A 13,684-nucleotide genomic window follows, 5' to 3' on the forward strand; every position below is an offset into this window, starting at 1 on the left:
ATGAACGGCCGCACCTCGCAAGGATGACGGCGGGATCAGACGGTCTTGGCTCGACAAAGGAGTGGACAGTCGCCCAAGCTGCCCCCCTTATGGACGCCCCTCTCGTTCCGCCAGAACCATGTCGACGCGGTCGAGTTGTGCCTTGGCGTAGCCGCTCAGCGCTATTCCGCCATTGTTCGTTCGAATCCAGTGCACAGCCTGCTTAACCCGCTCGTAGTGCCCAAGTTCGATTTCGCAGGCAATCAGCGCGAGGATTCGAACTGCGAAGGGCTGTGTGAATTCGTAAGGTTTGTCGAGCAACTCGCTATGTCCGGCGACGTAACTGGCGAGGTCCGGGTTCTGAGCCCTGATCCGTCGCGCCAGCTCGACATATTTCCCCAGCAACCTATCTATGCTCGTCTGGTCAAGGTGCTCAAAGTAACGAGCATAAGCTTTCAGCTCATTGTTAAATATCGTTTCAGGATGAAACTGCGACAGTCCGGGCCAGATCCATTTTTTGCCGTACAGCCTTTCAAGCAACGGCCTGACGGTAAGAAAGTCCAGGTAAACGAGCATGTTCAAATGAACATCGCCATGGCTTGCAGTAAAGGCCTCTTCGAGAATCAGGCTGATATCGTCGCTCCGGTCGACTTCGAAGACGCCTTTCCGGATGCGGCGAAAGCCATGTCCCGTCATGAACGTATCGAGATACTTACGCACTTCGCCAACGGCCAAAGACAAGGTTCCACTCCCTCTCTGTTGCGCATCGTGCCTTGCTAGCGGCCTATTAGTCCATCCAAAGCGCGCCTTGTTTCCTAACGGCCAAAGGATAGCGCGCTTCGGGCTCGCTTCCATTTGGTTAGTTCAACGCTGGCTATTCTTCACGCCCCTCTGCGTTGATTGCAAATTGCGCGGCGAAAGCCCGGATATAAGCCGGCCGAGCTTCCCCGCGCGCTACATAGGCAGCCAAGTTTTGATATTCGTCCAAAATGCCTGACATTCTTAGTCGCAGCAGCACCGATACCATCAATAAATCGCCTGCGCTGAACGTATCATCGAGCCAGTCGGCGACGCCCAAGTGGGCCGAGAGTTTGTCCAGCCGAGCGCGAACACGGTCCTTTACTAACGGCAAGCGCTCCTCGCTCCAAGGCTTGTCACGTTCGAATATTCTTGCCGTCGTTAATTCGAGGATCGTCGGCTCGACGGTGTTAAGTGCGGCAAACATCCACGTGATCGCACGCGCGCGGGCATTGGGATCCTTCGGCAGCAATCCCGCATGCTGCTCAGCAAGGTGAAAGACGATCGAGCCGGTTTCGAACAGCGAGAGAGAACCTTCCTCATAGGTGGGGATCTGGCCGAAGGGATGGATGGCCAGATGGCCAGGCGCCTTCATTTCTGCGAAGGAAACAAGACGAACCTCATACGGCTGCCCCACTTCTTCGAGCGCCCAGCGAACGCGCGTATCGCGCGCCAGTCCCTTGCCGCCATCGGGCGATCGTTCAAATGCTGTGATAGTGATTGTCATCGCGTCCGTTTCCTTGCTGGGCAAATTTCCTCGGCTTCCTATCGTGAGACGAATGAGCCTCCCCGAAATCGACATCGGTCTTGACCTATTTCATTGCTGGCGCCCTCGTGGGGAGATTGGCAGCTTCTGTGTCGCTTCTCACTTGCCGTAACCCTCCATCTCCATCATGTATCGACAAACAAGAGCGACGGGATATGCGTTTGACCATCCCCAACATGATCACGATCATGCGCTTCGTGCTGGTGCCGGCCGTGGTGCTGGCCATGCTGCAGGAACGCTGGGACTGGGCCTTTGCCGGCTTCCTCATTGCCGGCATTTCCGACGGCGTCGACGGCTTCATCGCCCGTCATTTCAACCAGTTTTCCAGGCTCGGCGCCTATCTCGATCCGATGGCCGACAAGCTGCTGCTGGTCTCGGTTTTCGTGGTCCTGGGCTTCAGCGGCGAACTGCCGCTGTGGCTGGTCGTTACCATGGTGTCGCGCGACGCACTGATCGTCTGCGCCGTGCTTTTATCCACCGTCATGGCGCATCCGGTCGAGATGAAGCCGCTCCTGGTGTCGAAGGCCAACACCGCGATCCAGATCGTGCTGGCGGCAGTGGTGTTGGGCGAGCTCGCCTTCGACATCCGTCTCGATCCGCTGAGGCCGGCCCTCATATTGCTGTCCGGGGTCTTGACCGTGGCTTCGGCCGCGGCCTATCTCGTGGCTTGGCTGAGGCATATGAGCGGCTATGGCGAAGGCTCCACACCCGGCACCTGAACACGGGGCACCTGACCACCGGGCACCTGACGAACGGTCCATCGACGCCGAGGCCGAAGCCGCGGCAGCGGAGGCTGCGGCATCGGCGTCGTTTCGCCGCCAGATCCGCTTCTGGCTGGTCAGCGCCATCATCCTCGCCGTCTTCCTTTATGTCTTCAGCGGCATCCTTCTGCCCTTCGTTGCCGGCATGGTGCTCGCCTATTTCCTCGATCCTGTGGCCGACCGGCTGGAGCGCCTCGGCCTGTCCAGGCTGATGGCGACGGTGGTCATCCTCATCGCCTTTATCGTCGTCCTGGTGCTGGCCGTCGTCATCCTGGTTCCGGTGCTCGCCTCGCAGATGGCTGATTTCGCCAGCAAGCTGCCGGACTATCTGACCCGGCTGCAGGGCCTGATCACCAGCTTCGACCCGAAATGGCTGGAAGAAAAATTCGGCGTCGACGCCAACGGTCTGCGTGAAGGCTTGAACTCGCTGCTGACCTCCGGCTTCGGCCTCCTGACCACCGTCTTCACCTCGATCTGGAGCTCCGGCGTGGCGCTGGTCTCGGTGGTCAGCCTGTTCGTGGTGACGCCGGTCGTCGCCTTCTACATGCTGCTCGACTGGGACCGCATGGTGGCAATCGTCGACAGCTGGGTGCCGCGCGACTATGTCAAGACCGTCAGGGCGATCGCCAGGGACATCAATACGGCAACCGCCGGCTTCGTGCGCGGACAGGGCACGCTGTGCCTGGTGCTGGGCGCCATGTATGCCACCGGCCTGACGTTGACGGGCCTGAATTTCGGCATCCTCATCGGCCTGTTTGCCGGGCTGATCTCGTTCATCCCCTATGTCGGCTCGCTGACCGGCCTGGTGCTGGCCGTCGGCGTCGCCTTCGTCCAGTTCTGGCCGGACTGGACCATGATCGCGGCGGTGGCCGGCGTGTTCTTCGTCGGGCAGTTCATCGAGGGCAATATCCTGCAGCCGCGGTTGGTCGGCAAAAGCGTCGGTCTGCATCCGGTGTGGCTGATGTTTGCGCTGTTTGCCTTCGGCGCGCTGTTCGGCTTCGTCGGCCTGCTGATTGCCGTGCCGGCTTCCGCCGCCGTTGCCGTTCTGGTGCGTTTCGCCATCGCCCGCTATCTCGAATCGCCGCTCTACAAGGGCCATGCCGACGAGCCGGTGCCGCCGCTGCAGGTGCGGCGCCGCGGGGGCGCGCGCGGTTGAGCCAGATGCCGGACAAGATCGATCCGCCGCGTCAATTGCCGCTCGATCTAGGCCACGGCACCGGCTATTCGCGCGACGAGCTCGTCGTCTCCAGCACCAACAGCCAGGCGGCGGCGCTTGTCGACCGCTGGCCGGACTGGCCGTCGCCGGTCGTTGTGCTGGCCGGGCCGGCCGGCTCGGGGAAAACCCATCTGGCCTCGATTTGGCGGACCCGCGCCGACGCCGTGAAAGTGGAGGCCGGCCGCATCGGCGAGTGCATCGAAAACCTCGGCCCGCATCCGGCCCTGATCGACGATATCGATGCGGAACCGATCGATGAGCACGGCCTCTTCCACCTGATCAACGCGGTGCGCGGCGCCGGCTCGACCTTGCTGTTGACGGCGCGGCGCTTCCCGTCCGCCTGGGGCGTCAGGCTGCCCGACCTGGCGTCGCGGCTGAAGGCGGCGGCGACCGTCGAGATCCACGAACCCGACGATCTTCTGCTGGCCGGCGTCATCACAAAGCTGTTCGCCGACCGCCAGGTCGAGGTCGAGCCGCATGTCGTGCAATATCTGGTGCGCCGCATCGAGCGCTCGCTGGCCACTGCCATGCGCGTGGTCGAACGGCTCGACCGCACCGCGCTCGAGCGCAAGACGCCGATCACCCGCGCGCTCGCCGCCGAGACCGTCAGCGCCATGGACGAAGGGCAGGGCGAGTTCGAGATTTAGAGGATACAAAATGACGTCTGAATTCAGTGCATACGACATCATTGATCCGTTTCTGATGTCGTGGGCAAATCGGCACGGAATACGGGTCGCCACTAAATATCGCGACGACGATGTCCGTTCTATCTGGGTTTACGACAAGAATGGCAATCGTCGTGCTCAGTTGTGGCTCAATTTGCCTGACGTCAACGGCAACGTAACCATTGTGGCGTCGGTGCTGGATCCTAAAAGCGCTACACAAATGGGGTGGCAGAGAGGAACGCCACGCGTCTCCCGAAATGCTGCAAGCCGCCCTTGAAGAACTACGGCCAATGGTTTTTGGCTGGGCCGGGGAAGGTGCATATACCTAGTTCTTACCTCGGCCGGTGTCTCATTTCGGGAAACAAACCTGGCATCTGTCTTGCACCTGACAGCTTGCCGGCTAATCCCGGTCCTGATTGCGTATCAAATCAGGTAGTAGGCTCGCCGGGAGATGGGTGGTTGGGGTTCTCTTCCCGGCGAGCTTGCCATATGCGGCGATCCGACCAGTCGCCTTGAAGTGTGATTTTCTCGCCAGCTGATAGCGATATTCTCAACGCTGTCGGTCTTGCCTGGAAATGATATCGGCGACGTATTTTGATCGAGAGCCGTCCCACCCGCAGGCCGTGCATCGGCCGCTTTCGAAATTATGTTCGCAGTTTGGATATCCATAGAGCAGAGATGCGCATTCGGCACATAGACTGGCCATTGCGCTGCTGTCGGAAAAATATGTGCTGCCGCACTCATCGCAGGTCGCGATTGGTCGGTCCGTCATTGCTCTAGCCTCGCTACCGTTTCAGACCGATCGTCTCCCCCAAGCGCCGCTCGTTCCACGCCAAACCGCCGGCGATAGTCGCCGGGCACCAATCCGGTTATCCTGGCGAATACTTTGCGGAACGAGCCGGGATCGTCATAGCCGACCTCCCAGGCGATCTGGTCGATCGCTCGTATCGTGGTTTCCAGCATCTCGCGCGCCTTGCCGACGCGCAGGTGCTGGCAATATTCGGTCGGCTTGAGGCCGGTGGCGTTGCGGAACCTGCGCAGAAAAGTCCGCTCCTCCAGCCCGGCGTGATCGGCCATGGCGCCAAGCGTCACATCGCGCGCGCCGTTCGCCTGCAGCCAGTGCTGCACCTTGAGAATCGCTTCGTCGCCGTGGGTCAGCCGCGGCGCAAACGGACTGTAAAAACGTTGCTCGCGGCCCGGCGGGTCGATCAGCATGAAACGCGCCGTGTCCATCATCACGGCTGACCCGAGCACCCGGTCCACCAGCTTCAGGCCGAGGTCGGTCCAGGCCATGTAGCCGCCCGCGGTGATGATGTCGCTATCGTCAATGACCAGCCTGTCGGCGTCGAGCAGGATGTCGGGAAAGCGTAGCGCCAGCGCGTCGCGATAGGCCCAGTGCGTCGTCGCCGCGCGACCGGACAACAGGCCGGTCTCGGCAAGCACGAAGGCGCCGGCGCAGACCGAGCCGAGGGTCGCGCCTGCCGCATGACGGTCCCTGAGCCAGCCGGCATAGGGCGCGGCTGCTTCCCGAGCGATCGGATCTCCCAAGGTCGGCGGGAGGATAACCATGGCTGGTTCATTGTCGGCGCCGGGGTCGCTGTCGAAGGTGCGGACTACGGTGTGGCCCGCGTCCTCCAATTGCCAATGACTGACGCGAAGCCTCAACGCGTCCGGCGACCGCTCGACAGCCAGCCGGTTTGCCAGCATGAAAAGATCGGTCAGGCCGAGCACGGCTGCTTCCTGCACGCCGGGATACAAGACAAGGCCGATTTCGATCAGATCACGCGCAGCCGTCATTTGTCAGTTTTGCCACGTTGAATGTCCGTTTTGCCAATGCTCACCCTGGCCGCACTGTTATAATTTGTCCAGCTGAAGGGGGCTAAAAGCTTCCCTGTTACCCCCAACTTTTCCATCAAGGAGTAGGACGATGAGCACATTCACCACCCATGACGGCACCGAGATTTTCTACAAGGATTGGGGCAAGGGCCAGCCGATCGTGTTCCATCACGGCTGGCCGCTGAGCTCAGACGACTGGGACAACCAGATGCTGTTCTTCCTCGAAAAGGGCTACCGCGTCATCGCACATGACCGCCGCGGCCACGGCCGCTCGTCGCAGACCGCGACCGGCAATGAGATGGACACCTACGCCGCCGACGTTGCGGCGCTGGCGGCGCATCTCGATCTCAGGGATGCGATCCACATCGGCCATTCGACCGGTGGCGGCGAGGTGGCCCGTTACGTCGCGCTTTATGGCGGTGGCGGCCGCGTTGCCAAGGCGGTACTGATCGGCGCCGTGCCGCCGATCATGGTCAAGACCGACAGCAATCCGGGTGGCCTGCCGATCGAGGTCTTCGACGGCTTTCGCGCCGCTTTGGTCGCCAACCGCGCCCAGTTCTACAGGGATGTGCCGGCCGGCCCGTTTTACGGTTTCAATCGCGAGGGCGCCAAGGTCTCGCCAGGGGCTATCGACAATTGGTGGCGCCAGGGCATGATGGGCGGCGCCAAGGCCCATTACGACTGCATCGAGGCCTTTTCCGAGACCGACTTCACCGACGATCTCAAGAAGATTGACGTGCCCGTCCTGATCATGCATGGCGACGACGACCAGATCGTGCCGATCGCCGATTCTGCGCTGCTTGCGGCCAAGCTGGTGAAGCACGGCACGCTCAAGGTCTACAAGGGCCTGCCGCACGGCATGTGCACCACGCATCCGGAGATCATCAATCCGGATCTGCTGGCCTTCATCCAGGGCTGACGGCTTGCATATCGGACGGGCAGCGCGGGCTCGTGCTGTCCGTCCGTCGCTTAAACATGACCGGCGACGGGAGACACACTCGAGCGTGATCCGCTTGCCCTGCCGACGAGATTTGCTTGATGAATGGTCGGAGTGGAGAGATTCGAACTCCCGACCCTCTGGTCCCAAACCAGATGCGCTACCAGGCTGCGCTACACTCCGAACGGTCTGTTGCCTAGTGATTTCGGCCCGCCAAAGCAAGCGTAAAAAGCCATCGGCCTTGCTGCCGACGGCATTGCGCAGTAATGACGGGCTAGTGCATGGCCAGAGAACAGTAATGTGGTCTCGGGGTCGTGTGCTTGCAACCAGCAATGAGGTGGTCATGTCAGCCCGCATTTTCAGCCCAGCCAAAACCGCGATGCAGTCCGGCAAGGCCAAGACCGGCTATTGGGTGCTGGAATTCGATCCGGAGCAGCGCAAGAAGATCGATCCGCTGATGGGCTACACCACGTCCGGCGACATGCGAAGCCAGATCAGGCTGACCTTCGACACCAGGGAAGAGGCGGTGGCCTATGCCGAGAAGGAAGGGCTCGCTTTTCGCGTCGAGGAGCCGAAGGAAATCAAGCGCCGCCAGATTTCCTATGCGGAGAATTTCCGCTATGACCGCAGGACGCCCTGGACGCATTGATCCCATACCGGCCCTCCCGGCACAATTCGCCGGTCATCCGGCCGGCCAGCGGTCCCGTAGCTCAGCTGGATAGAGCACCGGCCTTCTAAGCCGATGGTCACAGGTTCGAATCCTGTCGGGATCGCCAATATTTTCAGTGTCCATTCCGGACAGGTTCACTCGCCAGTCGCACAGGATTTCCAAGACATGACAGCGATGGGCGCGGCGGCACTGCTGATCCTTGTCCTGACCTATGCCGGCGTCGCAATCGGCAGGATACCCGGGCTGCGCCTTGACCGGGCAGGGATCGCGCTGCTCGGCGGTGCGGCGATGATCGCCATCGGCGCGCTCGACATGGAGGACGCCTACCGCGCCATCAGCTTCGACACCATCACGCTTCTGCTCGGCATGATGATCGTCGTGGCGCATCTGAAAGTGTCGGGTGCCTTTCGCGCGCTCGGCGGGTTCGCCATCGAGCATGCCCATGCGCCGTTCATGCTGCTGGTGATGGTGACGCTGTTGACCGGCGTCCTGTCGGCGTTCCTGGTCAACGACGCCATCTGCCTGGTCATGGCGCCGATCGTCGTCCATGTCACCCGCGTCATCAACCGCAACCCGGTTCCCTATCTGATCGCCACCGCCACGGCCTCGAATTGCGGCAGCGTCGCCACCATCACCGGCAATCCGCAGAACATGGTCATCGGCGCGCTGTCGGGGATTTCCTATCCGGCCTTCTCGGCGGCGCTGGCGCCGGTCGCGGCGTTCGGCCTCGTCGCCGTCATCGTCATCATCCGCATCGTCTACCGCGCCGAATTTTCGCGCAAGGCCGAGCTCAGCCCCGAAGTCTATCGCGGCCGCATGCTGCCGGGGCAGGTGGTGAAGGCGGTGGTCGTCTGTGTCGGTTTGGCGATCGCCTTCTTCGCCGGCGTTCCCGTTGCCAAGGCAGCGCTGATCGGCGGCGCCATTCTTCTTTTGACCCGCGCCATCAAACCTGAGCGCATCTATCGCGAGATCGATGGGCCGCTGCTGTTCATGTTCGCCGGGCTGTTCATCGTCGTCGCCGGGGCGGAGAAGACGCTGCTGACGCCCGACATCGTCGCCTCGGCAAAGGACCTCGGGCTGAATGACGTCTGGCGGCTGTCCGGCTTCACCGCAGTGCTGTCCAACATCATGAGCAATGTCCCGGCCGTGCTGGCGCTGAAGCCGTTCGTGCCCGGACTGGAAAACCCCGAGCGGGCCTGGCTGGTCGTCGCCATGAGCTCGACGCTGGCCGGCAATTTCACGCTGCTCGGCTCGGTCGCCAATCTGATCGTTGCCGAGCACGCGCGGGTCTCCGGCAAACCGCTGGGCTTCATCGCCTTCTTCAAGGTCGGCCTGCCGTTGACGCTGGTCACGCTTCTTGTGGGGACGGCATGGCTGGCGGCCTAAAGCGCGTCGCATTCGACCGGCCTCATGCGGCGCGCTTTAGGCTCTTTTTTATGCATGTCGTTATCGCAAAACCGCTGCACACTTTTGCGCGGCATGCATCAGCCAGTCAGGGCGATGTCACCGTCAGATGGCCCCTCATGTTGGGATGGAAGCGGCAGAAATAATCGACCGATTCCGCCTTCTTCACCGTCAGGCTCGCCGCCTTCTTCGGCGGGATCATCACTTCCCAACCGCCGTTGACGGTTGCCGTGTGGGCGAACACGTCCTTGTTCACCCACCTGATCGTGTCGCCGACCTTCGCCTCGATCTTTGCCGGCGAAAACACAAGCTTCTCGATCGTCACCTCGATGGTTTCGGCCTTGGCCGGCGCGGCACCCATGGCCAATGCCAGCGCAACCCACAGATGCCGCCTCGACATCATCGGCCCAATCCTCACTTCAGCATGCCGGCGACGTGTTCGGCGTGCTGTTCGTGGCCCTGGAATATTTTCAGGCCGGTTTCCAGCAGGCTCTTCAACTCGGCATTGCTGGCCGACGGAATCAGCAGTGTTTCGAGCGCGCCATTGACCTGCTTGTGGTAGGCCACTTCGCTGGCGACATAGGCCTTGTCGAACGCCGCGCCCTTGAGCTTGGCAAGCTTGGCACGTTCCTCGGCCGCCGCCTTGGTCAGCGCCTTGCTGGTCGGATTGTCCTCAGGCGTGACCTTGAGCTTCTTGACCAGGTCGAGAGCCTGTTTGTTGACCGCCTCGTGATCTCGCACCATGTCCTTGGCGAAATCCACGACCTCCTTGTTCTTCGATTTCTTCAGCGCCTGCTTGGCCGCCTCGACGTCAAGCACGCCCGCTGTGTAGGCGATATGTGCGATCTGCGGATCGGTCGGTTTGTCGGCAGCTTGCGACAAGGGCGCTGCGCTAAGCAGGAAAACTGCGGCCAGTGCCGTGGTCGATCGAATAAACATGATGCTCTCCTTCGCCCCGACGCGGAACTGCATCGGGCTTCGTTTTCAGTGATGCTCATTGGATGCAGGTCGCCGCCAAACGTTCCCGCGAAAATCGGCGCGGCCTATCCGCAAAGACCAAGCCGCTGCATCACGGCATTGGTCAGACGTTCGCAGCGCCGGCCCGCGAAGGGAAAGGCGTCGAGCAGCACCGGGCCGATCTGGTCGTCCAGCGCCTTGCGCACCAGCGCGCGGGCGCGGTGCAGCCGGGTCTTGATGGTTTCTGGTCGCACGCCAAGCAGTTCGGCGGTTTCCTCGATGCTCAATCCCTCGATGACACGCGCCACGAACACCATCCGGTAGACATCGGGAAGACTGTCGGTTGCCCGTTCGACAAGCTCAAGGATCTGCCGTTGCGCCATCGTCCGCTCCGGATCGTCGCTCGGGTTAAGGGGAAACCGGATGATTTCGGCTTGCGGGTTTTCAGGCATCGCTACCATTCGCCGCCTTTTGCGCAAGCGGCCGAGCGCTTCGTTGATGACGATACGCGATAGCCACGTGGCGAGCGAGGCATCGCCGCGAAAGGCCTCGAGATGGGCAAAGGCGCTGACATAGGCCTCCTGGACGATGTCCTCGGCCTCGCTGTCGTTACGCACGACGCCTCGGGCGATGCGGTAGAGCCTTTGGTTGTGCGTCTTGATGATGCTGCGGAATGCATCGCCATCACGTGCCAGCGCGCGGCCGACAAGCTGCATGTCGCCGGAAGCGGCGGGCGTTGCCGTCAACGCAGCAGGCATGGCCGATCTCCTGATAGGCTTCTCATCGCGACATTGGATGCATCGGCCGACAAAAGGTTCCCGACCGATCCCGCCGGCCAGCCTCAATCCGTGGCAAGGACTGGCAGAGGCTATTCTACCGCCTTCACCACACCGCCGCCTCTATTTTGTAGAGCCGTATCATCGGCCGATCGGTCGCCATGATATCGCTCAGGATCGCAATTTTTCCAGGCTGTTACGCCGATTTTCTGACTCAGTGTGAAAAGGTGCTGGCTCAGGCCTCAGCGGCCGCCGCCAGCCCGCGCGCCAGGTCGGCCTTCATATCCCCTACATCCTCGAGCCCGATCTGCAGGCGCACCAGCGGCCCGTCATACGGGCCCTTGGCGATGGTGCGGTCGCCAAGGAATACCGGCACGGCAAGGCTCTCATAGCCGCCCCAGGAATAGCCGAGGCCGAAAAACTTCAACGCGTCGAGGAAGGCGTGCTGCTGCTTCTGTCCGCCGCCCGCGAGAACGATCGAGAAGATGCCGCTCGATCCGCAAAAATCGCGCTTCCACATGGCGTGGTCGGGATGACTGGGCAGCCCCGGATGCAGCACCTGCGCTACGCCCGGCTGACCCTCCAGCCAGCCGGCGAGGGAAAGCGCGCTCTTTTGATGATGCTCCAGCCGCACGCCCATAGTGCGCAGGCCGCGCAGCACCTGGTAGACGTCGTCAGGCCCGGCGCAGCAGCCCATCGTGTTGAACGTCTCGAAAAGCTGCTTCCAGCAGTCCGCATTGGCCGACACCGTGCCGAGCAGCACGTCGGAATGGCCGGCCGGGTATTTCGTCGCCGCGTGGATCGAGATGTCGACGCCATGGTCGAGGGGGCGAAAGTAGAGCGGCGTCGCCCAGGTGTTGTCCATCATGACAATGGCGCCGGCGGCATGCGCTGCCTTGGCGATGGCCGGTATGTCCTGCACCTCGAAAGTGTTGGAGGCCGGCGATTCGGTGAACACCACCTTGGTGTTGGGCTTGATCAGCGCCGCGATGCCGGCGCCGATGCGCGGTTCGTAATACTCGACCTCGATGCCCAGCCGCTTCAGCATCGTGTCGGCGAAGTTGCGGGTCGGATGATAAACGGAATCGACGATCAGCAGATGATCGCCGGCCGACAGGAAGGCGAGCAGCGGCAGCGTCACCGCCGCCAGGCCGGACGGTACCGCGACCGTGCCTGCCGAACCTTCCAGCGCATCGATCGCGCTGTTCAGCGCATCGGTGGTCGGCGTGCCGCGCGTGCCGTAGGTGTATCTCTGGCTGCGTGAAGCCATCGCCGCCGCATTGGGATAGAGCACGGTCGAGGCATGCACCACCGGCGGATTGACGAAGCCGAAATAGTCATGCGGGTTGTTGCCGGAATGGGCGAGCCGCGTGTTGATGCCCATCTCGCTGCCGTCTTTTGCCATTGCTTTTTATCCCATGAGTAGGTCGTTAGCCATAGTGCGGCGGCATTGGCCGCGCAACCGCACCGCACGCGCCAGGCCAAGGTCTTGAATATGCCAATTCAGCAACGAGCCGTGGATCCGCGGGAAGGCTGCCAAGTGCGCTTGGCAACTCACGGTCGGACTTTGCCGGCTTTATTGGCGCGCTGACCAATTTGCGAGCGCGTTTGTCTGCAATTTCAGGCATTTCAGGCGGTTGGTTTTCAAAGTCTTTCGGATTTGGTCATTTCCCTTGACCTCACAGGAATAATCGCCTTCGATGTTGTTCGTGAATGGGAGGCAGCGCGTCGGTGACGATGCGGGATTCCGGTAACGGGCCGGGATACTTAGCTGCGTTCACACGGGAAAAAGTCAGGTTCGCCTGGAAAAAACAGAAAAGGGTCTGTGGGTCATGAAACACATTGCAATCGGCCTTTTGGGCGCCGCCGCGTTTGGCTTCGCGGCTTCGGCCGCATCGGCGAGCACGCTCGACGATGTCAAGGCGAAAGGCTTCATCCAGTGCGGCACCAATACGGGTCTTGCTGGCTTCGCGGCGCCTGACGACAAGGGTGAATGGAAAGGCATCGATGTGGATTTCTGCCGCGCCGTGGCGGCCGCCGTCTTCGGCGATGGCACCAAAGTCAAGTTCACGCCGCTCAGCGCCAAGGAGCGGTTCACCGCGCTGCAGTCGGGCGAGGTCGACATCCTGTCGCGCAACACCACCTGGACCATCAACCGCGATACGGCGCTTGGCCTGAACTTCGTCGGCGTCACCTATTATGACGGTCAGGGCTTCATGATCAACGCCAAGAAGCTTCCGGGCGTGAATTCGGCACTGCAGCTTTCGGGCGCGGCGGTGTGTGTGCAGAGCGGCACCACGACCGAGCTCAACCTTGCCGACTATTTCAAGTCGAACAAGATGGAGTACAACCCCGTCGTTTTCGAAAAGCTGGATGAGGTCAACGCCGCATATGACGCCGGCCGCTGCGACGTCTACACCACCGACCAGTCGGGTCTCTACGGCATTCGCCTGACGCTCAGCTCGCCGGCCGACCACGTCGTGTTGCCCGAGATCATCTCCAAGGAGCCGCTTGGGCCGGCCGTGCGCCAGGGTGACGACCAGTGGTACCACATCGTCAAGTGGACCTATTTCGCGCTGCTCAACGCCGAGGAACTGGGCATCACCCAGGCCAATGTCGACGAGATGAAGAACTCGGACAATCCCGAGATCAAGCGCGTGCTCGGCCAGGAAGCCGACACCAAGATCGGCACCGATCTAGGCGTCTCCAACGACTGGGTCGTCAACATCGTCAAGGCCGTCGGCAATTACGGCGAGATGTTCGAACGCAATGTCGGCTCCGGCAGCCCGCTGAAGATCGCCCGCGGCATCAACGCGCTGTGGACCAAGGGTGGCCTGCAGTACGCTCCGCCGATCCGCTGATCGAAAATGGATCCGGAAGGCAGATCGTCTGCCTTCCGGTCTCTCTTTCCAGGGGACT

15 protein-coding genes and 2 tRNA genes are annotated in these 13,684 nt (G+C 61.6%); 9 read left to right on the forward strand and 8 right to left on the reverse strand.

From position 1 onward, the window contains the following. Positions 1-87: 87 nt before the first annotated feature. Positions 88-720, reverse strand: coding sequence for a hypothetical protein (locus tag NKJ28_RS17250; RefSeq protein WP_352569720.1), 633 nt, complete (start codon positions 718-720; stop codon positions 88-90). Between the two features lie 133 nt (positions 721-853). Next, positions 854-1,504 carry a glutathione S-transferase family protein gene (locus tag NKJ28_RS17255; protein ID WP_352636526.1) on the reverse strand — a complete coding sequence of 217 codons (651 nt, stop codon included), beginning with the start codon at positions 1,502-1,504 and terminating at the stop codon, positions 854-856. Positions 1,505-1,704: 200 nt separating this feature from the next. On the opposite strand from NKJ28_RS17255, the gene NKJ28_RS17260 reads away from it, so the two are divergent. The 4 genes from NKJ28_RS17260 to NKJ28_RS17275 are packed head-to-tail and all read left to right on the forward strand — an operon-like array spanning position 1,705 to position 4,462. Continuing rightward, the gene (locus tag NKJ28_RS17260; RefSeq protein ID WP_023677645.1) at positions 1,705-2,262 is read left to right on the forward strand and encodes a CDP-alcohol phosphatidyltransferase family protein; all 558 of its coding nucleotides are present in this window, start codon (positions 1,705-1,707) and stop codon (positions 2,260-2,262) included. Continuing rightward, on the forward strand, positions 2,234-3,460 hold the full coding sequence (locus NKJ28_RS17265; protein ID WP_352569723.1) for an AI-2E family transporter: 1,227 nt from the start codon (positions 2,234-2,236) through the stop codon (positions 3,458-3,460). The genes NKJ28_RS17260 and NKJ28_RS17265 overlap by 29 nt, the downstream gene beginning before the upstream one ends. 5 nt (positions 3,461-3,465) lie before the next feature. Then, positions 3,466-4,167 carry a DnaA regulatory inactivator HdaA gene (hdaA, locus tag NKJ28_RS17270; RefSeq protein ID WP_352636527.1) on the forward strand — a complete coding sequence of 234 codons (702 nt, stop codon included), beginning with the start codon at positions 3,466-3,468 and terminating at the stop codon, positions 4,165-4,167. A gap of 10 nt (positions 4,168-4,177) precedes the next feature. After that, positions 4,178-4,462, forward strand: coding sequence for a hypothetical protein (locus NKJ28_RS17275; RefSeq protein ID WP_352636528.1), 285 nt, complete (start codon positions 4,178-4,180; stop codon positions 4,460-4,462). 491 nt (positions 4,463-4,953) lie between these two features. Here NKJ28_RS17275 and NKJ28_RS17280 read toward each other — a convergent pair whose 3' ends face one another. Next, entirely contained in the window at positions 4,954-5,982 is a 1,029-nt protein-coding gene (locus tag NKJ28_RS17280; protein WP_352636529.1) for a GlxA family transcriptional regulator, read from the reverse strand. A 130-nt stretch (positions 5,983-6,112) separates the two neighbouring features. Here NKJ28_RS17280 and NKJ28_RS17285 point away from each other — a divergent pair, with 130 nt between their 5' ends. Next, positions 6,113-6,940, forward strand: a complete 828-nt coding sequence (locus tag NKJ28_RS17285; protein WP_352594421.1) for an alpha/beta fold hydrolase — start codon at positions 6,113-6,115, stop codon at positions 6,938-6,940. A 124-nt stretch (positions 6,941-7,064) separates the two neighbouring features. Here NKJ28_RS17285 and NKJ28_RS17290 read toward each other — a convergent pair. Continuing rightward, positions 7,065-7,141: transfer RNA gene (locus NKJ28_RS17290), tRNA-Pro, on the reverse strand. A gap of 160 nt (positions 7,142-7,301) precedes the next feature. On the opposite strand from NKJ28_RS17290, the gene NKJ28_RS17295 reads away from it, so the two are divergent. From NKJ28_RS17295 to NKJ28_RS17305, 3 genes are all read left to right on the forward strand, one after another. Continuing rightward, positions 7,302-7,607: an ETC complex I subunit gene (locus NKJ28_RS17295; RefSeq protein WP_023677641.1), complete on the forward strand. Its 306-nt coding sequence runs from the start codon at positions 7,302-7,304 to the stop codon at positions 7,605-7,607. A gap of 50 nt (positions 7,608-7,657) precedes the next feature. Further along, positions 7,658-7,734 (forward strand) — tRNA-Arg (locus tag NKJ28_RS17300). 59 nt (positions 7,735-7,793) lie between these two features. Then, the gene (locus NKJ28_RS17305) at positions 7,794-9,014 is read left to right on the forward strand and encodes an anion transporter (protein ID WP_352569726.1); all 1,221 of its coding nucleotides are present in this window, start codon (positions 7,794-7,796) and stop codon (positions 9,012-9,014) included. Between the two features lie 106 nt (positions 9,015-9,120). Here NKJ28_RS17305 and NKJ28_RS17310 read toward each other — a convergent pair whose 3' ends face one another. The 4 genes from NKJ28_RS17310 to NKJ28_RS17325 all read right to left on the reverse strand — a co-directional run bounded on the left by NKJ28_RS17310 (position 9,121) and on the right by NKJ28_RS17325 (position 12,170). Next, complete coding sequence (locus NKJ28_RS17310) at positions 9,121-9,432, reverse strand: cupredoxin domain-containing protein (protein WP_352636615.1); 312 nt, start codon at positions 9,430-9,432, stop codon at positions 9,121-9,123. A gap of 14 nt (positions 9,433-9,446) precedes the next feature. Continuing rightward, the gene (locus tag NKJ28_RS17315) at positions 9,447-9,971 is read right to left on the reverse strand and encodes a DUF4142 domain-containing protein (RefSeq protein WP_023677638.1); all 525 of its coding nucleotides are present in this window, start codon (positions 9,969-9,971) and stop codon (positions 9,447-9,449) included. A 104-nt stretch (positions 9,972-10,075) separates the two neighbouring features. Further along, positions 10,076-10,747, reverse strand: a complete 672-nt coding sequence (locus tag NKJ28_RS17320; RefSeq protein ID WP_352636530.1) for an RNA polymerase sigma factor — start codon at positions 10,745-10,747, stop codon at positions 10,076-10,078. Positions 10,748-11,000: 253 nt separating this feature from the next. After that, positions 11,001-12,170 (reverse strand): cystathionine beta-lyase, encoded by a 1,170-nt coding sequence (locus tag NKJ28_RS17325; protein ID WP_352636531.1) that lies wholly within the window; start codon positions 12,168-12,170, stop codon positions 11,001-11,003. A 427-nt stretch (positions 12,171-12,597) separates the two neighbouring features. Here NKJ28_RS17325 and NKJ28_RS17330 point away from each other — a divergent pair, with 427 nt between their 5' ends. After that, positions 12,598-13,626 carry an amino acid ABC transporter substrate-binding protein gene (locus tag NKJ28_RS17330; RefSeq protein ID WP_023677635.1) on the forward strand — a complete coding sequence of 343 codons (1,029 nt, stop codon included), beginning with the start codon at positions 12,598-12,600 and terminating at the stop codon, positions 13,624-13,626. Positions 13,627-13,684 lie beyond the last annotated feature (58 nt).

The organism is Mesorhizobium sp. M0145 (assembly GCF_040322355.1).
In the GTDB taxonomy this organism is placed as follows: Bacteria; Pseudomonadota; Alphaproteobacteria; order Rhizobiales; family Rhizobiaceae; genus Mesorhizobium.

Bases quoted from the DNA above. Each gene is read 5' to 3' on its own strand.
- NKJ28_RS17325 (WP_352636531.1), bottom strand. From the start codon at position 12,170: ATGGCAAAAGACGGCAGCGAGATGGGCATCAACACGCGGCTCGCCCAT.
- NKJ28_RS17265 (WP_352569723.1), top strand. From the start codon at position 2,234: ATGGCGAAGGCTCCACACCCGGCACCTGAACACGGGGCACCTGACCAC.
- NKJ28_RS17285 (WP_352594421.1), top strand. From the start codon at position 6,113: ATGAGCACATTCACCACCCATGACGGCACCGAGATTTTCTACAAGGAT.
- NKJ28_RS17310 (WP_352636615.1), bottom strand. From the start codon at position 9,432: ATGTCGAGGCGGCATCTGTGGGTTGCGCTGGCATTGGCCATGGGTGCC.
- NKJ28_RS17315 (WP_023677638.1), bottom strand. From the start codon at position 9,971: ATGTTTATTCGATCGACCACGGCACTGGCCGCAGTTTTCCTGCTTAGC.
- NKJ28_RS17280 (WP_352636529.1), bottom strand. From the start codon at position 5,982: ATGACGGCTGCGCGTGATCTGATCGAAATCGGCCTTGTCTTGTATCCC.
- NKJ28_RS17330 (WP_023677635.1), top strand. From the start codon at position 12,598: ATGAAACACATTGCAATCGGCCTTTTGGGCGCCGCCGCGTTTGGCTTC.
- NKJ28_RS17295 (WP_023677641.1), top strand. From the start codon at position 7,302: ATGTCAGCCCGCATTTTCAGCCCAGCCAAAACCGCGATGCAGTCCGGC.
- NKJ28_RS17275 (WP_352636528.1), top strand. From the start codon at position 4,178: ATGACGTCTGAATTCAGTGCATACGACATCATTGATCCGTTTCTGATG.
- NKJ28_RS17255 (WP_352636526.1), bottom strand. From the start codon at position 1,504: ATGACAATCACTATCACAGCATTTGAACGATCGCCCGATGGCGGCAAG.
- NKJ28_RS17305 (WP_352569726.1), top strand. From the start codon at position 7,794: ATGACAGCGATGGGCGCGGCGGCACTGCTGATCCTTGTCCTGACCTAT.
- NKJ28_RS17320 (WP_352636530.1), bottom strand. From the start codon at position 10,747: ATGCCTGCTGCGTTGACGGCAACGCCCGCCGCTTCCGGCGACATGCAG.
- hdaA (WP_352636527.1), top strand. From the start codon at position 3,466: ATGCCGGACAAGATCGATCCGCCGCGTCAATTGCCGCTCGATCTAGGC.